The following is a 19,395-nucleotide window of genomic DNA, read 5'->3' on the forward strand; positions in this document are numbered from 1 at the left end:
GGGTGGGGCGGGGGCGGGGGCGGGGGGAGGTACGAGGCCCTGACTGGGGAGGGCCGGGGCAGAGCCCTTGGGGTCGCCGCTGCCGTGTCGGTGGCCGGGGTGGGGATTCGCGGGGCTACCCGGGCTGCGAGGGCTGCCGGGCCGGGGCTCTTGCCCATGCTCGACATCCCACCCATGCCCGGCATCCCCTCCATGCCCGGCATCCCTCCGCTGTCGCCGGTGCCAGGGCGTTCGTCGGCGCCCGTGCCGGGGCGGGGGCGGTCGGCGGGATGGAGGCCGGGGGCGACCGGGCCTGCCGCGCGGCCGACCGCGTACGAGAGGGCGAACAGCACGGCCAGGAGCGCGACGAAGCCGAGGACCGGGCGGGACGGCTTCAGTCGCCGGAGCGGGAGGAGGTGGGTCGAGGCACGGGGGCGCGCTGCGCGTTCGGGGGGAGAAGCGGAGATCGCGGGCGTGGTCATCGCGTCATCGTGGCAGGTGGGGAAGGGGGTGAAGGACCGATCAGGGGCCGTGGGGCGCGTGAGGTTTGTCCCGTCCGGCCGGCGGAACTGGGCGCGGTCTCGGACCGACTAACTGGGTTTGCTCGGGCGCCGGTTACCCTTCGGGCATTGTCGGCTCGATGGCCTGCCGTGCCGCAGTGTCGACACTTCCGTCCGCGCCAAGCACCGTTGGCGCTTCCGCGTCCGGCGCCGCCAGGCACCGCCGGTCGTTTGCCGGACCACTGTCGGCGGTGGTTCTCCGTCCCGCGCTGTCGGCGGAGGGAAATTTCTCGCGGCCCGGCGGGAACTGGCGGCATGGTTCGCCCGACCTCTCAGAGACCGTGCTGGACCGGTGCGGTGTGCCGAGGAGAGGAATGGCCGATGCCACGGGACCTGGCGGGGGCGCGCGAGGAGCGGTGGGGGCTGGTGGCCGTCGCCGGGATCTGTTCGTTCCTGGCCATGTTCGACATGAGCGTGGTGACGGTGGCGGCGCCCGGCATCGCTTCCGGTTTCGGCGTCCCGGTGTCCGTCGCGCAATGGGCGGTGCTGGGCTACCAGTTGCCGGTGGTCGCCCTGCTGTTGCCGGCCGGGCGGTGGCTCGACCGGGCCCCGCTGCGGCCGGTGGTGCTCGGGGCGCTGGCCGGTTTCGGGCTGTGTGGAGCGGTCGCGGCCGCTGCCCCGGCCGCGGCCGCGCTGATCGCCGCGCGGCTGTTCCAAGGGGTCTGCGGTGCGGCGCTGTTCGTGCTGATGCCGCTGCTGGCGGTCCGTTCGGTGCGCCCGGAGCACCGAGGGCGGGCGATGAGCGTACCGGCCACGCTGGGGCCGCTCGGGGCCGTCACCGGGCCGGCGTTGGGCGGTGTGCTGCTGGACCAGTGGGGGTGGCGTGCGGTCCTGCTGGTGAAGCTGCCGCTGTGTGCACTCGCCTGGTGGCTGGCCCGGCGCGGGCTCCCTCCCGGCGGTCGGCTGACCGGCGGTCGGCTGACCGCGCCCGGACGGGCGGAGGTCCGGGATGCCGCGCTGGTCGGTACGGCGGTGGCGGCACTGCTGCTGGGCCTGACGTTCGCGGCCGGCGGCTGGGCTGACGGGGTCGTCGGCCCGGTGCTGTGCGGGATCGCGCTGATACCGGGGGCGTTGTGGGCGCGGGGCGCGGGCGGGCGGCGGGTCCGTGCGGCGTTGCGGACGGCGCGGACGGGCGCGGCCCATGGTGCTGTGTTCGCGCTCGCCGCCGCGTTCGCCGCGGTGCATTTGCTGCTGGCGGTCCATCTCCAGCGTGTGGAGGGCGTTTCGGCGTCGGCCACCGGGTTGGCACTGCTCGCCTTCCCTGCCGCGATGGCGGTCGCCGGGCCGGTCGGCGGTCGGCTCGCCGACCGCTTCGGGGCCCGGCCGATAGCGGTGACCGGCGCGGCGCTGGTCGTGCTGGGCTTCGGTCTGCTCGCCATCGCCGGCTCCTGGCCGCCGGTGCAAGTGAGTTGGCGGCTGGCGGTGGCGGGCCTCGGCATGGGCCTGTACGGCGGGCCCGTCCAGCTGATGGTGCTCAACGCGGCGGGGCCGGAGCGGATGGCCACCGCCGGTTCGACCGTGCAGCTCGCCCGGAGTGCCGGGTTCACGTTGGGCCCGGCGGTGGCCACCACCGTGGGAAGCCTGGTCGGCCTGCGCATGGGGCAGGGGTTGGCGGCCGGGGCGGCGCTGCTGGCGGTGCTCCTGCTCCTGGGCCGGCGGCGGCAGCCAGGAGAACGGCAACCGGGAAGGGCACGGCCACCGGCATCGGCACCCCAACCGGCAGGGACACGGCCACCGGCAGGGACACGGCCGCCGGCGTGGTCATGGGCGCGGCCACGGGCACGGGCACGGGCGCGGCGTGTGGAGGTGCCCACGGCGGGGGCGCCGAAGCCGCGGCCCTCAGTTCCGGAGCCGACGCCGTGGGCGAAGCCGGGGGTGTGCGCCCCTCTGCCGGCGTCGCCGCCGCCCCCGGTGACGGCATCGGAGGCTACGGGGGACGTCCCTCCCCCTTCGTCCACGGAGGGTACTCGTCCGGCAGCGCCGCCACCGTCGTCACCACCCGCGACACCGCCGCGCCCGCCACGGGTCGTGCCCTGAAGGGGGGTGGGGCGGCGGTGCTGAGTGAGGCGTTGGGTGAGGCGTGGGCGGCCGGTTGAGTGGTGCGGTGGGGAGCGGCCCGGGTGGCGTCGGGCCCGTTGGGCGACCCATCGAGGGGCCCGTCATCCGACACCCGTCCCCCATCGCCCGACGCCCGTCCCCTCGGTGGGCTCGTCGCCTCCGCCCCGCCGATGCTCTCGGCGCCCGTTTCTCCGCGCGACGCCCGCCCTGTGCCATGGCGACGGCCTGGCCTGGCGGAGCGGCCGGGCCGCCTCCCGCCCTTCCACCGACGCCCCCGAACTCCCTTCCCCCACCACCCCGTTCGGCTACGCATGGCGCCTCCCGAAACTCCACAGCTTAGAGCCCTCACCCCCTCACCCCCTCACTTCCTCCCCTCACCCCTTCCTCACCCCCGAAAGGCAGGCAGCAGATGTGCGGTATCACCGGATGGATCTCGTTCGGCGAGGATCCGGGGCTGCGGCCCCGTGTCATCGAGCGGATGACCGCCGCGCTCGCTCCACGCGGGCCGGACGCCTCGGGCATCTGGTGCGGTCCGCACGCGGCGATCGGGCACCGGCGGCTGACCGTGCTCGATCCGGACGGCGGGGCGCAGCCCATGACGGCGCGCCGCGGTGGCGGGCCGGGCCGCAGACCGGAGCCCTCGGAGGGCTGGTCCCCCGGCCGTCTCCAGACCGCCTCCGAAGGCCCCGGCCACGCCGCCCCACACAGCCCCGCACCCGGCGGCGCACCCGGCCGGGGCCCCCTCCCCGCCCCCACCGACACCGTGCTCACCTACAGCGGCGAGGTCTACAACCACCATCAGCTGCGGGCCGAACTCCGCTCCCGGGGCCACGAGTTCGGGACCCGTAGCGACACCGAGGTGGTGCTGCGGGCCTACCAGGAGTGGGGTGCCGGGCTCGCCGGGCGGCTGGAGGGCATGTACGCGTTCGCCGTGTGGGACGCGGAGGCCCGGCGGCTGCTGCTCGTACGGGACCGGATGGGCGTCAAGCCGCTGTACTACGCGCGGACGCGCGAGGGCGGTCTGGTCTTCGGTTCGGAGCCCAAGGCACTGTTCGCGCACCCGGACTGCGCGCCGCGGGTGGACGCGCAGGGGCTCCGGGAGGCGTACGGCCTGGTGTTCGGGACGGGGGCGACGCTGTGGGCGGGCGTCCGGGAGGTGCCGCCGGGCGGGCTGCTGGTGTTCGACCGCGACGGGCTGACCGAACGGCACTACTGGAAGCTGACGGCTCGTCCGCACGAGGACCACGATGTCGCGGCGGCCACCGAAGAGGTGCGCCACCGTCTGGAGCGCGCGGTCCGCTCCCAGGTGGAGGCGGATGTGCCGCTGTGCAGTCTGCTGTCCGGCGGCCTCGATTCGACGGTCGTCACGGCGCTGCTCGCGGATGAACTCCGGGCCCGCGAGGGGGACGGGGCGCGGCTGCGTTCCTACGCGGTCGACTACAGCGATCAGGCCGAGCGCTTCACCGGTGATGTGTTGCGTACCGGGCATGATGCGCCGTACGCCGTGGAGGCGGGCGCGTACATCGGCACGGAGCACCGGACCGTCGTGCTGGATCCGCGGGCGCTGCTGGATCCCGGGCACCGGGCGGCCGTGGTCGCCGCGCGGGACTCGCCGATCGGCGTCGGTGACATGGACACCTCGCTCTTTCTGCTGTTCGGCCGGATCAAGGAGCAGGCGACGGTGGCGGTGTCGGGGGAGGCCGCGGACGAGGTGTTCGGGGGCTACCCGTGGTTCCACAACCCGGCGGCGCTGGCCGCACCGACCTTCCCCTGGCTGCTGGTGACCAGCGACGAGGCGGCCGTACCGCTCCATCCGGACCTGGCCGGCACGCTGCGGATCGGCGAGTTCCAGCGTGACACGTACCGCGCCGCGCTGGCCGCCGTACCGCGTCTGGACGGTGAGGGTCCGGCGCGGCGCCGGCAGCGGGAGATGCAGCACCTGTCGCTGACCCGCTGGCTGCGGCAGCTGCTGCACCGCAAGGACCGGCTGAGCATGGCGCGGGGCCTGGAGGTGCGGGTGCCGTACTGCGACCACCGGCTGGTCGAGTACGCCTTCAACGCGCCGTGGGAGGTGCAGTGCCACGACGGGCGGGAGAAGAGCCTGCTGCGGGCCGCGGGCGCCCGGCTCGCCCCGCACTCGGTGCTGTGGCGGGCCAAGAACCACTATCCGGCCACCCATCACCCGGATTACAACCGCGGGTTGCAGAAGCTCGCGCGGGAGGCGCTGGGGGCGGCCGGCGGGCGGGTGCGGGACCTGGTCGACGAGCGGGTCATCGGGTCCGTCCTGCGGACCGAGCCGGAGCGGCTGGAGTGGGGCCACCGGCTGCGCCTGGAACGGGTCGTGGACCTGGCGCTGTGGCTCGAACAGTACCGGCCGGAGATCACGGTGTGAGCCGGCCCGCACCCCCGGGCCCTCAGGCCCCTCTGACCCCTGATCCGTGATCCCTGGCCCGTGCTCCCTGGACCCCGATCCCTGACCTCTGGCCCCGGACCCCTGACCCCTGACTCCTGACCGCTGACACCGAGACCCTGCCCCCGGAACCCCCCTGCCCTCTGCACCACTGGCACCGGCCCAAGAGGAGACGACGTGAACCACCTCACCTCACCGCACACCCCCGACGCGTCACCCCACACGCCCGACCGGCCCTGCTCTCAGGCGCCGGCCGGCCCGGAAGGCAGCACGTGCCCGAGAGACGCCGGGCGCCTCAGAGAGGCCGGTGACCCGGTGGAGCTGTACGGCGCGGACTACAAGCGCGACCCCTACCCCCTCTATGACGAACTGCGGGAGCGCGGTCCCGTTCACCGCGTCCGCTTCCCCAGTGGTGTGCTCGCCTGGCTCGTGACGGGCTACGACGCGGCGCAGCAGGCGCTGACCGACCCGCGCCTGGGCAAGCACCACTCGCGCGGCAACGCGGCCTGGCGGGCCCGGGCGTCGATCATGCCCGAACCGCAGCACTCCCAGCTCCAGGTCCATCTGCTGCACCAGGATCCGCCCCGGCACACCGCGATGCGCCGGATGATCACCGAGGCGTTCGCGCCGCAGCGCGTCGAGGCGCTCCGCCCCCGCTTCCAGGAGATGGCCGACGCGCTGGTGGACCGGTTCCCGGGGGCGGGGCGGACCGGGGATGCCGACGGGTCCGGCAGCGCGGGGCCGTCCGGGGGCGTCGGGCGGGCCGACCTGGTGGCGGACTTCGCCGCCCGCTTCCCGTTCCGGGTGCTGGCCGAAGTGATCGGGCTGCCCGAGGAGTTCGCGGTGCGCTTCGACCGCGACTGGGGGAAGGTGGTGCAGCCGGTGGGGCCCGCGGACCCGGGCCGTCCGGCGTACGAGGCGCGGCTGCGCGGGCTCCAGCAGTACATCGCCGATCTGGTCGTCCACAAACGCCGGGTAGCGGATGAGGGCCCGGGTGAGGGCCCGGGTGAGGACCTGCTGGCCCGGTTGGTGGCCGCCCGGGACGCGGGCGAGCTGTCGCCGGCGGAGCTGGACTCGATGATCTTCCAGCTGCTGGTGGCCGGGCAGGAACCGGTCACCAACCAGATCACCACGGCGGTGCTCGCCTTGCTGCGCCACCCCGAGCGGCTCGCCGAGCTGGCCGCCCGTCCCGGGCTGCTGCCGCGCGCGGTGGAGGAACTGCTGCGCCACGACGCCGCGTTCGAGCTGACGACCTGGCGGTTCTTCGCCGAGGACAGTGAGCTGGTGGGGACCCGGATCCCGGCCGGGGACTCGGTGATCGTCTCGCTGTGTGCCGCCAACCGCGACCCGCGGCGGTTCGCCGACGCCGACGCGCTCGACTTCGACCGCTCCCCCAATCCGCACCTCGCGTTCGGCCAGGGCATCCACTTCTGCCCGGGGGCGGCGCTGGCCCGTGTCGAGTTGCAGGTCGCGCTGGGCACCCTGGTGCGGCGGCTGCCCGGCCTCCGCCTGGCCGTCCCGGAGGACGCGCTCCAGTGGATCCCGGCGGTGCTGGCCCGGGGGGTCAACCACGTGCCGGTGGCGTACGGGGCGGACGCCACGGCTCGCTCCCGTTGCCCCATGGCCCCGGTCGCGGATCAGGGCACGGGCCCGGACCCGGTCTCGGCCCCGGGCCCGGCCTCGGTCCCGTCCCCCACCCCGACTACCTCGCCCGAAACCTCCACCCCTCCCCCACCGAACTCACCACCCGCACCCAACGCACCCACCACCACCGCCACGCCCACCACCGCCACGCCCACCACCCCCGACGCACCCACCACCCCCACCACCTCCCCCCGCATACCGGGCGCGGCATGCTGACCCCGCCCGCCGCCACGGGAAGCCGCCCCGGACACCGCGTCCCCGCCCCGCCCCCCGAGGGGGCGGACGTCCCCCTCGGGCCCGCGACGCGCGCCCTGTGCGAGGCGATCCTCCGGGTCCTCCTGCCCTACCGGCGGACCCTGGACGACACCACCCGCAGGGACCGCCCCGATGCGTTCCCCCACCAGGTGCGGCAGGTGGCGCGCTGGGTCGGGGCGGGTGAGCCGGTCCGGTTCACCCTGCCGGGTTTCCCCTGCAAATCCCCCAATCCGGCGAAGGTGCTGGGCCCCCTCCCCGACGAGGGCGAACGGCTCTCGCTGCACTTCCTGCACGGGCTGTGCACCCGGATCGCGGACGTGTACCCGCCGGGCGCCCGGGTGGTCATCTGCTCGGACGGCCATGTCTTCAGCGACCTGATCCGGGTGCCGGACGCCGCCATCGACGCGTACGGGGACGGGTTGCGGGCGCTGATCCGGCAGGAGCGGCTCGGGGACCGGCTGACGGTCTTCGACCTCCGCGCGGCGTACGGGGAGAGGTCGTACGAGGAGAAGCGGGCCGCGGTGGAGGCGGAGTACGCGCCGGCGCTGGAGGTGCTGCGGGCGGAGACCCGGGCGGATGCGTCGGCCCGGCGGCTGTACCAGGGCATCACCCGGTTCCTGTTCGAGGACACCGACACCGGCGCGTACACCGGGACCCGCTCGGCGCTCCAGCGCGAGTGCCGGTCCCGCGCGTACGGCGTGATCCGGCGGAGCCGGGCGTGGGGCGAACTGGTCGGCGTGTACCACCCCGGGGCGGTCCGGCTGTCCATCCATCCGCAGCCCAGGGGTTCGGCGAAGTTCGGCATCCGGCTGCTGGAGACCCCGGACGTGTGGATGACGCCGTGGCACGCCTGCGTACTGGAACGCGCGGGCGGCCGACGGGAGTTGATGCGCCGGGCGGACGCCGAACGGCTCGGCCGGCTGGTGGTGCGCCACGGCAGGCCGAGCCACTTCACCACCCTCGGGGGGTGAGGGTCACCGGGGCGGGGAGGGGCCGGGACGGACCGCCACCCACCCCGCCCCGGCCCCCGGACGGGCACGCCCCTCGGACCGTCCCGGGACACGCCTGCCCCAGGCACGTCCCTCGGACCGTCCCGGGACACGCCTGCCTCAGGCACGTCCCTCGCACGGCCCCCGGACACCCGCCCTCAGGTGCGTCCCCCAGGCAGGCGCAGGCGCCCCCGGTGGTCGAAGGCGATCAGCGGGTCGCCGGTGAGGGGGTGTTCGGTGACCGCGGCGCGGACGCCGAAGACCTCCGCCAGCAGTTCCGGCGTCAGCACCGTGCGGGGCGGGCCGGAGGCGACCAGGTGGCCGGCGTGCAGGACGTGCAGCCGGTCGCAGAGCGAGGCCGCCGCGTTGAGGTCGTGCAGCGAGATCAGCGTGGTGCGGGCCCGGTCGCGGAGCAGGGCGAGCAGCTCGACCTGGTGGCGGACGTCGAGGTGGTTGGTGGGTTCGTCCAGTACCAGCACGTCCGGGTCCTGGGCGAACGCCCGGGCCAGCAGGACGCGTTGCCGCTCCCCTCCGGACAGGGCGGAGAACCGGCGGCCCGCCGCGCCCCTCATGCCGACCGCGGCCAGGGCCCGGGCCACCGTCTCCCGGTCGGCGCGGTCCTCGCCCGCGAAGGCCCGCTTGTACGGGGTGCGGCCCATCGCCACCACCTCGCGGACGGTCAGTTCGAAGGCGGCGGTGCGTTCCTGCGGCAGGGCCGCGATGTGGCGGGCGGTGCGCGCCAGGGGCAGGGTGCGCAGGTCGGTTCCGTCCAGCAGGACCCGGCCGGCGGTGGGCCGCAGATGGCGGTAGACGGTCCGCAGGACGGTGGACTTGCCGCTCCCGTTGGGGCCGACGAGACCGACGATCTCCCCGGCCGCCGCCATCAGGTGGACGCCGGAGACCACCTCGCGCCCGGAGTAGCCGACCCGCAGGTCCTCGATGGCGATCCTCATCGTGCGGCCCCCAGTCGCCGGTCCAGGATGAACAGCAGCGCCGGTGCGCCGATCATGGCCGTGACGACCCCTACGGGAAGTTCCTGACCGTCCATGGCGGTCCGGCAGACAACGTCGACGACGACCAGGAGCAGCGCCCCGGTGAGTGCCGCCACCGGCAGCAGCCGGCGGTGGTCGCCGCCCAGCACCAGGCGGCACAGGTGCGGCACCATGAGGCCGACGAAGGCGATCGCGCCGGAGACCGCGACCAGGACGCCGGTGAGCAGGCTGGTCACCACGAACAGTTCGCGGCGCAGCCGGGTGACGTCCACGCCGAGCCCGGCGGCCGTCTCGTCGCCCATCAGCAGCGCGTTCATGGCGCGGGCCCGGGCCTGGAGCACCAGCAGACCCGCGGCCACCGCGAGCACCGGCAGCCACAGCGTTGCCCAGGTGGCGCCGCTCAGGCTGCCCATGAGCCAGAAGAGCACCCCGCGGGTCTGCTGTTCGTCGCCGGCCTGGAGGACGAGGTAGCTGGTGAAGCCGGAGAGGAACTGGCCGATGCCGACCCCGGCGAGGACCAGCCGCAGGGGCGAGAAGCCGCCGCCGCGGCGGGCCATGCACCACACCAGGGCGAAGGCGAGCAGCGCCCCGGCGAAGGCCGCCGCCGACAGGCCGAGTCCGAGCGCCCCGCCGGCGCCCGCGCCCAGCACGATCGCGGCGACCGCGCCGAGCGAGGCGCCGTTGGAGATGCCCAGGAGGTAGGGGTCGGCGAGCGGGTTGCGGACCAGGGCCTGGGTCGCGGTGCCCACCAGGCCCAGTCCGGCGCCGACCGCGGCCGCCAGCAGGGCTCTGGGGACGCGGAGTTGCCAGACGATGAGGTCGTCGGTCCCGGGCCGGGGCGGCGCCCCGCCGAGCCGGTCCAGGACCACCGACCAGACGTGGCCGGGCGCGATGTCGGTGGCGCCCAGCGCGACCGCGGCGGTCAGGGCCGCCAGCAGCGCGGCGGCGAGCACGAGGGCCGGCGGCCCGGCGCGGACGGCACGCGGACGGCGCCCGGCGGCCGCGGATGCGTCATCGGCCGCAGCTGCGGGGGCGTCCGACGACGTGGAATCGGCCACAGACACCGGGTCAGCCGCAGACGCGGAAACGGCCGCGGCTGCGGAACCGGCCAGGACCGCAGACCCACCCGGAACACCGGTCCCACCCGGGACGCCAGCCTCATCCGCCTCACCGGCCCCACTCGGACCCCCCTCCCCCGCCGGCACACCCCGGCCAACCCCCGTCCCCGCACCCGTCCCCACATCCGCCCCCGCATCCGCATACTCGTCCGCATCCGCATCCGCCCCCCGCACTACCGCGCCCCCTTGAAGCGCGCCGGGTAGAGGGCGTGGGCGATCTCCGCGACGGTGTCGGCGGTGCGGGTGCCGGCGATGGTGGTGCGTTCCGAACCGATCCGCAGGAACTTTCCGTTGCGCACCGCCGCCAGCCCCTTGGTGGCGGGGAAGGTCCGCAGGAACGCGGCGGCCTGGTCGTAGGCCCTGGCGTTGGCCGCCGCGTCGCCGCGGTCGCGGATGCCCAGCTGGATCCAGTCGGGGTTGCGGGCCACCACGTCCTCCCACGAGACGGGTTCGAAGTCGCCGTCGCAGTCGCCGAAGACGTTGCGGGCGCCGGCCTGGGTGAGTACGGCGTTGGCGACCTGCCGGTTGCAGACGGCCATCGGCTGCTTGGTCCCGGCGTCGAAGTCGAAGAAGAAGTAGCCCGGCCGCTGCCCGGCCGGGACGTCCCCGATCGCCTTGCGGACGGCCCCGACCTTGGCCCGCATGTCCGCGACGAGTTCCCGGGCGCGCGGCGCGGTGCCGGTGACGGCGCCCAGCCGGATGAGGTCCCCCTCGACGGCGGACAGGTCCCGCTGCGGGGTCTTGGCCGTCGGGGCGCAGGCGGTGGAGGCCAGGTAGACGTGGCGGATGCCCGCGGCCTTGAACTCCTCGTCGGTGGGGGCGTCGCCCGCGCCGCCCATCGAGCCCATGGCGGCGAAGGTGTCGAGGTAGAGGTCCGCGCCCGAGCCGAGCAGCTTCTCCTTGGGGATGACGGCCGTGCCGAGCACCGGGATCTCGGCGGCGCGCGCGCCCAGCTCTCCGGGGAGCGTGCCCTTGCCGGGCGGGAAGCCGGTGCCGATGACGCGGTCGCCGGCGCCCAGCCGGAGCAGCATCTCCAGTGCCGCCGCGTTGCTGGTCACGATCCTGCGCGGCGGTGCCGTGAACGTGGTCTCCGTGCCCTTGCAGTCGGCGACCCGTACGGGGAAGCCGTCGCGGCCCGGGGGCCCGCCGTCCGCACCCGTGCCGCGCTCACCGCTGCTTCCTCCGCACGCCGTGGCGGTCAGCGCGACGGCCATCGCGAGTCCGCACCACTTCACTGGGCGCATGGGTCTTCTCCCCTACCGCTGGGACGTTCCGGCCGGTCCGCCGGCCGCGGGCCACCCTCGTGGCCCGGCACAGGTAGTCGTGCGGATTCCGCTTGTGGTTCCCGCGGCCGGGCGGTCCGTGGTCACCGGATCGCGGCGCCGTCCGGCGGCCCCGCTTCCGGGCCGCACACCAAACTTTCACGAACATCTCTGTTCGCGGAACGTCCGGCGGCGCTACGTTGGCGTCGCACCGGCACGAACTCCCGTTTCTGCCAAGCCAATTGGAGACGAGGTGCACATGCGAAAGGCCCGATCGGCCCTGGCGTTACTGGTCGCGCTGCCCGTCCTCGGCGTGAGCGCGCCGCCGGCCCTCGCAGCCGCGCCGCAGCCGCCGACCCGGGCCGGCTGCCCGCAGACCATGCTCTTCGAGGTGGGCGGCCACCTCGATCGCGACGCCGGGATCTACGACGCCGCCAACGCCCGGCTCCCGGCGGGCGTGTCGTTCACGAAGATCCACTACTCGGCGTCCATCGCCCCGTACCCCGGCGACACCAAGACGCTGGACGACTCCGTGGCCGAGGGCATCGCGACCCTCGACAAGGCGGTGCGGGACTTCCACCGGGCCTGTGCCGCCAGCCACCTGACGCTCGCCGGCTACTCGCAGGGCGCGCTCGTGGCCGGCGACGAGCTGGCCGCCCTGTCCGCGGGCGACGCCGTCCCGCACGACCGGATCAGCGGTGTGCTCTACGGCGATCCGCGGCGCCCCGGTACGCACGGCGGCCCGGGCGGCATCGAGACGAACCTGCCGACGGTCCTGCCGGGCATGACCATGAAGGGCCCGCGCGGCTTCGGCGACCTGACCGTCAAGGAGATCTGCAACACCAACGACGGCATCTGCTACTCCGAGAACGTGCTCGCCAACCTGGCCTGCTTCGCCAACGGCGTGGTCGGTTACTTCAGCGGCGACCACGGCTACGCCATCGACCCGTACGCCGTCCGGGGCGGCGGCGAGCAGCTCAACCGGCAGCCGCCGAAGCTCCCGGTCTGCGGTCCGGGGCTGCCGCTGCCCGGCACGAAGGCGGCCGGCTGAGGTCCGGGGGCCGGCCGGCGGCGGGGGCCGGCCGGTCAGCCCAGGAGCCGTACCGCGAGGCGGACGAGCGGATCCTCCAGCGCCCGCAGGCCCGCCAGGTCGTCCGCGACCAGGCGCACCGTCACCAGGTGCGCGGCGGCGGCGACCACGGCCTCGCAGGCGAAGCGCCGCTCCTCGGCGCCGTCGCCGGACCCGGACCCGGACCCGGACCCGGACCCGGCCGGGAAGATCTCCGCGATGCCGTCCGCGAACCATCCCTGCCAGCGCATCCGCCGGGCCATCGCCTCGGAGCCCGCGGCATACACCTCGACGAGGAACAGCCGGGCGAACGCGGAGTGTTCGGCGAGGGCGTGGAGGTAGCGGCGGAGCAGGCGACGGAAGGTCTCCTCCGGGCCGGCCGGTCCCGGGGAGCCGTCCGGTGGCTGCCGGGCCGCCGCCAGCAGTGCGGCGAGCTGGTCGGTGGCGGCGTCCAGGGCCTGGACGAAGCAGTCCTCCTTGGAGCGGAACTGCTGGTAGAAGGTCTCGCGCGAGACCCCCGCCCGCCGGATGATGTCGGCGACGGACGTCCCCGCGTAGCCCTTGGCCCGCATCGCGTCCGCGGTGGCGGTCAGCATCCGCAGCCGCTGGGAGGCCACGACCTCTTCCCGGCTGAGGCGGTGCCGCCCGCTGGGCAGCGGCCCGGACCGGGCGGCTCCGGGCTGGGTCCCGGTCACTGTTCCCTCCCCACTCACCGGCGGCAGCCGCCGGCCGCGGCCTGCTGCCGGTCACGACATCGCTCCACTTACGGCATACCGGTGGCCGGTACGGGCCCGGTGCGGGATCGTTGCGCTGCACAGGGTCCGGCAGTTGACCGGGGATCGGGCACCAGGAAACCGACGTTCCATTACTAGCAGCCGCGGGGGGCGGAGATGTACGGGGGAGCACCGGGCACGGGCGGGGAGCGCGGGGACGGGCAGCAGGAGCCGTGGAGCGGGGCCGCGCCGGCGCCGTACGACCCGTGGGCGGCGCCCGCGGCGGGCCCGCAGGCGCCGCCCGCGCCGCCGGCGCCGAAGAGCTGGTGGCGGCGGCCGCCGTGGCTGCTGGCCGCGGGGGCCTGCGTCCTGGTCCTCGCACTCGTCACCGGGACGCTGCTGTGGCGTGCGGCCGGGCCCGAGGAGGACCCCGAGGGCGACCGCGCCCCGTTCTACCTCGCGCTCTACAACCTCGCCGGGGAGCCGATGGCGCACTACACCGGCTCCGCCCCCGGCGGAACGGCGTGGGACGTGACCGTCACCGACGGGGGTGAGGCGCGCGGCCGACTCACCGTGGACGGGCGGCAGTTCGGCGTCCTGCGGGTCGGCGGCAAGACCTACGCCAAGCCGCCGAAGGACCTGCTGACCGACCTCCCGGGCGGCGTGGCGGCGTCGGCGCTGGAGGGCAAGTGGGTCACCGGGGACAGCCGGCTGGCCCGCCACCTCGCGGACGTCCCCGGGTCGCCCGCCGAGCTGGCGTCCCGGCTGTGGACCGGGCTCGACCGGATCAGGACCTTCCCGCAGACACCGGCCGCCCCGGTGCGGCCCGGCGGGCCGATGGCCCGGTCCGTGGTGACGCCGGAGGGGCGGCTGTACGTCTCGGCGGCCGCGCCCTACCGGGTGCTGCGCCTGGAGCCCTTCGGCACCGCGGGCGGCACCGCGCCCGGGGGCGGCACGGCCGGGAGCGGCTCCCCGGTGCGGACGGCGGCCGCCGCACTGCGCCCGGCCGGTGGCGCGGCCGCCGCGCTCCCGGTGGCCGCCGGGACGGGGAGCGGCGGGACGGACCTCACACCGATGTCCGCGGACCAGGTCGGCAGGGCGTACGACGACCTGATCGGCCAGACCCGGACGCTGGGCGGCGCCGTCGACCTCGGGATCCGCTTCTCCTTCAACCAGACCGGCAATCTGAGCTGCGCGCAGTCCTGCACGGTCACCGAGAACGTGGTCACCTCCACCACCGCCGCCCCCGGCGCGCGGCTGTCCGGGACGGTCAACGCGTCCATGACGGCGCAGGTGACCGTCAACGGCGAGTCCGGCGGCGGGTGTTCGGCGACGGCGACCCTGCCGGTCAACGGCGGCGGCACGATGCGCTGCGTCGCCGCGGGGACGGCGCCGATCGTCCAGCGCATCAAGGCGCAGAAGCAGCGGGAGGCGGAGGCCCAGGCCCGGGCGACCCGCCGGCCGGTCCGGATCCCCTACACGATCAGCTTCCGGGCCCAGGTGCAGATCATGGCCATGGCCTTCGCCCTGGCCGAGATCGAACAGCGGGTCAAGGAGCAGCAGGCCGACCGGCGGAGGGCCGTCGAGACCGCGAAGGAGAACGCCGGCCCCTCGCCGGACTGCGCCCGGGACAGCTTCGTGGCCGGGACGCCGGTGCTCACGGCCGGTTCCGGTGCCGCGCCCATCGAACGCCTCCGGGCCGGCGACGGGATCCGCAACGCCGCCCCGGGCAGCGGCGCCCTCCAGCGGCACGGCGTCGCCTCGGTCATCGTCACCGACACCGACCGCGACTTCGTCCGGCTCACCATCGCCGGCCCGCACGGCACCGGCACGATCCGCGCCACCGCGCACCACCTGTTCTACGACGCCGCGGCCGGCAGCTGGCGGCAGGCCGGCGCCCTGCGGCCCGGCGACCGGCTCCAGACGACCGGGCGGGGCACCGCGACCGTCCGGGAGGTGCGCCCGTACCGCGCGGCCGCCCGCACCTACAACCTCAGCGTCGAGGGTGTGCACACCTATTTCGTCCTGGCCGGCGACACCCCGGTCCTGGTGCACAACTGCGCGATGAAGCGCGACGCCAAGAGCCTGAAGGGCGTGCGCGTCCCCCGGCAGTACGAGGGGCTGGACACCGCGCACGTGCGCAGCAACCACTTCCCCGGCGGGGCGGGGGTGACGTCGCGGAAGGACCTCTGGCCGGCGAAGATGACCGACGCTCAGCTGGCGGCGATCGCCCGGCAGGCGCTGGGGAACAACCCGCGGGTGATCGGGTACGACCCGGGGACGGGGATGATCCAGGCGGTGGCGACGGTGCAGGGCAAGATGGTGCAGTTCCAGATCCCGCGCGGTGGTGGCGCCATGCGGTCGATCTACCCGCTCGTCCCCTGGAGTGACTGACATGGCCGCGCTGACCATGACCCTGGCCGGTCCTGAGGTGGCCGCGGGTGAGCCGCGGCAGCTGTCGGGCCGGATCTGGTTCACCCTGGCGGGCACGGACTTCCCCGAGGCGGGCTGGAGCGACGCCCCCCTGCCGGTGCTCGGCTCGCTGTGCGAGGCCGTGGCACGCGCCGGGCGGGGCGAGCCCGGCGAGGTGTACTTCTGCGAGGGGCCGTACTACGTGCGGCTGGTGCCGGCGCCGGCGGGCGGTCCGGACCGGGTCGAGGCCCTGGGGGTCTGCGACCGGGCGGGGCTGGTCTCCGGCACCGGGGAGGGCGCCGTCGAGGCCCGCAGCGGCGGGGTTCCGCTGGCCGCGGTCCGGGCGGAGTGCGCGCGGCTGCTCGGCGAGCTGGCGGACTGGGCGCGGCGGCACGGCCATCCGGACGTGGCCGGGCAGGCGGCCGGGTTGGCGTCCGCGGTGACCGGGCCGGCGGAGGGGGGCCGGTAGGCGGCCGGGGCAGCGCGGCGGGGTGCGGGCGGGCCGGGGCTCAGACGTCGTCGCCGCCGGCTTCCTCGCCGCTGCCCTGGGGGCCGTAGAGGTCGAGGAGGCGGGTGCGGGTGAGGTGCAGGCGTTCGGCGACGGTTTCGGCGACGTAGCGGTAGACGGCGCGGCCCAGGACGGGGTCGTCCTCGCAGAGGGCGCGGACGAGGCCGGCGTCGAACTCCAGGGCCTCCACCGGGCCGACGGTCCGGGCGCCGAGGTGCCAGATGTGCGGCGGGAAGAGCCAGGACCAGCCCAGGACCTCGTCGCGGCCGAGGGTTTCCACGACGACCGCGCGGCGGCCGGGGACGTGCTGGTCCAGGGTGACCTGGCCGGAGCGGATGATCCAGAAGCGGTCGGCCCGGCGGCCTTCCTCGAAGACCCGGGTGGCGCGGGGCAGCGTCACCTCGCGGGCCAGTTCGGCCAGCCGGCGGCGCCGGTCGGGGGGCAGCGCGTCGAACAGGTGCTTGACCGTGGCCATCTCGTCCTCCATCCGGCAGTGCGCGGTGGTCCGTACCTTATGCGGCACAAGGGACGAGGGGCGCAAGGGCCGGTCCGGCCGGGCGGGCTCAGACCCTCTGCCGGCGTACCAGGTCGTGCAGCCGGCCGCCGGTGTCGGCGAGGAGTTCGGCCGGGGTGCCCTGTTCCACGATCCGGCCCTCGGCCATCACGAGGACCCGGTCGGCGTCCAGCACCGTGGACAGGCGGTGCGCGATGACCACCCGGCTGGCGCTGAGCGCGCGGGTGCTGTCGATGACGATCCGCTGGGTCTCGTTGTCCAGGGCGCTGGTGGCCTCGTCGAAGAAGAGGATGCGGGGGCGGCGGACCAGCGCCTGGGCGATCATCAGGCGCTGGCGCTGGCCCCCGGAGATCGCCCCGCCGCCGGCGATCATGGTGTGCAGCCCCATCGGCATCCGCTTGATGTCCTCGGCCAGTCCGGCCATCTCGGCGGCCGCCCAGACCTCTTCCTGGGTGAACTCCGCGGCGCCGCAGATGCACTCCAGGAGGGAGCCGGTGAGCGGCTGGGCGTTCTGGAGCACCACCCCGCACTGGCGGCGGACGGCGGCCTGGTCGAGGGCGGCGAGGTCCTGGCCGTCGTAGAGGACGCTGCCGGAGGTCGGCCGGTCGAAGCCGATGAGCAGGCGGAGCAGGGTGGACTTGCCGCAGCCGCTGGGGCCGACCACGGCCACGAACTCACCGGGCCGGACCTGGAGGGTGACGTCGTCGAGGACGAGCGGGCCGTCCTCGCTGTAGCGGAAGGAGAGTTTGCGGGCCTCGATGGCGCCGGTGAGGACGCCGGGCTGGGAGCTGCCGCCGCGCACCTCGGGCGCCTCCTCCAGCACCGGCTTGATCTGTTCGAACATCGGCAGGGCCGCGGCGGCCGTGACGAAGGCGCCGGTGATCTGGGTGACCGAGGTGAGCAGCATGGTCACCGAGGTGTTGAAGGTCAGGAAGGAGCCGGCGGACATGCTGCCGCGGGCCGGGCCGGCCAGCAGCATGAACAGCGCGAGGGAGCAGAGCGGGAGGTAGACCGCGTTGAGGACGGTGGTGAGATTCTTGATCCGGCCGGCCTTCTGCTGGAGTTCGCGAGAGCGGGCGAACTCCCGGGCCCAGGCCGCGTAGGCGAAGGACTCGGCGGCCGCGACGCGCAGTTTCGGCAGTCCGCGCAGGGTCTGGAACGCCTGGTTGTTGAGCTTGTTGCCGAGCGTCACCAGCCGGCGCTGCCAGCGCAGTTCCCACAGGCCCATGATGAGGAAGACCGCGCCGATGACGAGCAGCATGGCCAGGGCGGCCAGCGCCAGCGGCACGCTGTAGACGAGCAGCAGGACGAGGTTGACCGCGCCGACCGTGGCGGCCTGGACGGCGACCGGTCCGACGCCGGCCAGTACGCGGCGGATGGCGCTGATGCCCATGGCGGCGCCGGCCAGTTCGCCGGTGGAGCGGGCGGCGAAGAACGTGGTGGGCAGGCGCAGCAGCCGGTCCCAGACGGCGGGCTGGAGGGTGCTCTCGATGCGGCCCTCGATGCGCAGCACGGTCAGGTTCTGGAGCAGGGTGAACGCGGCGGCGACCACCCCGGAGATGATCACGGCCAGGGAGACCTGCACGATCGGGCCGCGGGCGGCGGCCGGGACGTAGACGCCGAGGACCTTGCCGGTGGCGATCGGGACGAGTGCGCCCAGGGCGACCGTGACCAGGCCGCTCAGGGCGAGGTTGCGCAGGTCGGTGCGGGTGCCGCGGAGGCTGAAGCGCATCAGCCGCCAGAGGTTCGGCGGGCGTTCCGGCAGCGGCCGGTAGAACATCACGGCCTGTGGTTCGAATTCCCCGGCGTTGTCCTTGCCGATCCGGATCCGCAGCCCGGAGACCGGGTTGACCGCCTCGTAGCGGCCGCGGCGCCAGAGCAGGGCCACCGGGGCGCCGGACTTGGCGCGGTGGCCGACCAGGGGGCCGGCGTCGGTGCGCCACCAGGGGCCGTCGAGGCGGACCGCGCGGGTGCGGATCCGGGAGGCCAGGGCGATCCGTTCGACCGGGCTGACCCGGTCGCCGGCGGCGCCCTTGGGGGGTTCGGTGAGGGTGATGCCGGCGGCCGCGGCGACCTTGCGGCAGACCGCAAAGGTGAGGTCGTCGCCGGCCCGGTCGCGGCCGGCCGCGGTGCGCTGGCCGCGGTCCTTGCCGATGGCGGCCAGCAGGGCCCGGTCGGCGCGTTCCCGGACGGCCTCGCCGGCCTTGATGCCGGCCGCCGCGCGGTCCTCGTGGGCGCGTTCGAGCTGCTCGATCCAGCGGTCGACGGCGGACAGCAGCCGGTACTGCTGGTTGACCATCCGCTGCCACAGGGCCGGGTCGATGAGCAGGTCGGCGGCGGCCTCGGCGCTGTAGGAGGCGCCGTAGCGGACGGTGCCGGGCGGTACCGGCATCCACAGGACGTCGTCGTCGGCCACCGCCTCGTCGGCGGGCCGGCCGTCCAGCGGCGCCTCGAACAGCACGCCCAGGCCGCGGGCGGTGCCGAGGGCGAAGGCGTGCTCCAGCGGGCCGGGCGCGGCGGTGCCGTAGGGGTCGTCGTGGCCGGGGGCGGGCGGGGGGAGTTCGCGCAGCGGGATGCGGCGCAGTCCGCAGTCGGGCGAGGGGCGGCCGACGAGGGTGTGCTGGGGGCCCTGGACGGGGCCGAGCAGCAGGGTGCCGGCTTCGAGGCGGCCGAGGAAGTGCCAGTGGCCTTCCTGGGCGGCGTCCACCGCGAAGAGGTCGAGGGTGCCGCCGGTGACGAGCCAGACGACGTGCGGGCCTTCGAGGGGGAGGTTGCGGTGCCCGGTGGGGTCGGCGGGGGCGCCGAGGCCGCCCAGGGCGTGGGTGACCGGGTCGCCGGGGGGCGGGGCGGGCGCGGCCGGTCCGGTGGCTCCGGTGGCTCCGGCGTCCGGGGACGGGTGTACGGATGCCACG

At 75.2% G+C, this 19,395-nt stretch carries 13 protein-coding genes; 7 read left to right on the forward strand and 6 right to left on the reverse strand.

The window, feature by feature from the left end; translation table 11 throughout:
* Window positions 1-860: 860 nt before the first annotated feature.
* The 4 genes from MUU72_RS18630 (at window position 861) to MUU72_RS18645 (ending at window position 7,877) form a co-directional block, all read left to right on the forward strand.
* Window positions 861-2,576, forward strand: a complete 1,716-nt coding sequence (locus MUU72_RS18630; protein WP_248014442.1) for an MFS transporter — start codon at window positions 861-863, stop codon at window positions 2,574-2,576.
* A 430-nt stretch (window positions 2,577-3,006) separates the two neighbouring features.
* The gene (gene asnB / locus MUU72_RS18635) at window positions 3,007-4,989 is read left to right on the forward strand and encodes an asparagine synthase (glutamine-hydrolyzing) (protein WP_248014443.1); all 1,983 of its coding nucleotides are present in this window, start codon (window positions 3,007-3,009) and stop codon (window positions 4,987-4,989) included.
* Window positions 4,990-5,322: 333 nt separating this feature from the next.
* Window positions 5,323-6,867: a cytochrome P450 family protein gene (locus MUU72_RS18640; RefSeq protein WP_372503189.1), complete on the forward strand. Its 1,545-nt coding sequence runs from the start codon at window positions 5,323-5,325 to the stop codon at window positions 6,865-6,867.
* On the forward strand, window positions 6,861-7,877 hold the full coding sequence (locus MUU72_RS18645; RefSeq protein WP_248014444.1) for an L-tyrosine/L-tryptophan isonitrile synthase family protein: 1,017 nt from the start codon (window positions 6,861-6,863) through the stop codon (window positions 7,875-7,877). Before MUU72_RS18640 ends, MUU72_RS18645 begins: the two co-directional genes overlap by 7 nt.
* A 176-nt stretch (window positions 7,878-8,053) precedes the next feature.
* On the opposite strand, the gene MUU72_RS18650 is transcribed toward MUU72_RS18645, so the two are convergent.
* The 3 genes from MUU72_RS18650 to MUU72_RS18660 all read right to left on the reverse strand — a co-directional run bounded on the left by MUU72_RS18650 (window position 8,054) and on the right by MUU72_RS18660 (window position 11,249).
* Window positions 8,054-8,848, reverse strand: coding sequence for an ABC transporter ATP-binding protein (locus tag MUU72_RS18650; RefSeq protein ID WP_248014445.1), 795 nt, complete (start codon window positions 8,846-8,848; stop codon window positions 8,054-8,056).
* The gene (locus MUU72_RS18655) at window positions 8,845-9,840 is read right to left on the reverse strand and encodes a FecCD family ABC transporter permease (protein WP_248014538.1); all 996 of its coding nucleotides are present in this window, start codon (window positions 9,838-9,840) and stop codon (window positions 8,845-8,847) included. Before MUU72_RS18655 ends, MUU72_RS18650 begins: the two co-directional genes overlap by 4 nt.
* 338 nt (window positions 9,841-10,178) lie before the next feature.
* The gene (locus MUU72_RS18660) at window positions 10,179-11,249 is read right to left on the reverse strand and encodes an ABC transporter substrate-binding protein (protein ID WP_248014446.1); all 1,071 of its coding nucleotides are present in this window, start codon (window positions 11,247-11,249) and stop codon (window positions 10,179-10,181) included.
* Between the two features lie 277 nt (window positions 11,250-11,526).
* Between MUU72_RS18660 and MUU72_RS18665 the strand changes: the two genes are divergently transcribed.
* On the forward strand, window positions 11,527-12,318 hold the full coding sequence (locus MUU72_RS18665) for a cutinase family protein (protein WP_248014447.1): 792 nt from the start codon (window positions 11,527-11,529) through the stop codon (window positions 12,316-12,318).
* Window positions 12,319-12,353: 35 nt separating this feature from the next.
* Here MUU72_RS18665 and MUU72_RS18670 read toward each other — a convergent pair whose 3' ends face one another.
* Complete coding sequence (locus MUU72_RS18670; protein WP_248014448.1) at window positions 12,354-13,031, reverse strand: TetR/AcrR family transcriptional regulator; 678 nt, start codon at window positions 13,029-13,031, stop codon at window positions 12,354-12,356.
* Between the two features lie 195 nt (window positions 13,032-13,226).
* Here MUU72_RS18670 and MUU72_RS18675 point away from each other — a divergent pair, with 195 nt between their 5' ends.
* Window positions 13,227-15,443 carry a polymorphic toxin-type HINT domain-containing protein gene (locus MUU72_RS18675; protein WP_248014449.1) on the forward strand — a complete coding sequence of 739 codons (2,217 nt, stop codon included), beginning with the start codon at window positions 13,227-13,229 and terminating at the stop codon, window positions 15,441-15,443.
* A 1-nt stretch (window position 15,444) separates the two neighbouring features.
* The gene (locus MUU72_RS18680) at window positions 15,445-15,930 is read left to right on the forward strand and encodes a hypothetical protein (protein ID WP_248014450.1); all 486 of its coding nucleotides are present in this window, start codon (window positions 15,445-15,447) and stop codon (window positions 15,928-15,930) included.
* Window positions 15,931-15,970: 40 nt separating this feature from the next.
* Here MUU72_RS18680 and MUU72_RS18685 read toward each other — a convergent pair whose 3' ends face one another.
* Together MUU72_RS18685 and MUU72_RS18690 are read right to left on the reverse strand one after the other, a co-directional pair.
* Window positions 15,971-16,444, reverse strand: coding sequence for a cyclic nucleotide-binding domain-containing protein (locus MUU72_RS18685; RefSeq protein ID WP_248014451.1), 474 nt, complete (start codon window positions 16,442-16,444; stop codon window positions 15,971-15,973).
* An 88-nt stretch (window positions 16,445-16,532) separates the two neighbouring features.
* Window positions 16,533-19,394: an NHLP bacteriocin export ABC transporter permease/ATPase subunit gene (locus MUU72_RS18690; protein WP_372503190.1), complete on the reverse strand. Its 2,862-nt coding sequence runs from the start codon at window positions 19,392-19,394 to the stop codon at window positions 16,533-16,535.
* Window position 19,395: the final 1 nt, after the last annotated feature.

The sequence above is a fragment of the Streptomyces rhizoryzae genome, from assembly GCF_023155275.1.
GTDB classification, from domain to species: Bacteria; Actinomycetota; Actinomycetes; order Streptomycetales; family Streptomycetaceae; genus Streptomyces; species Streptomyces rhizoryzae.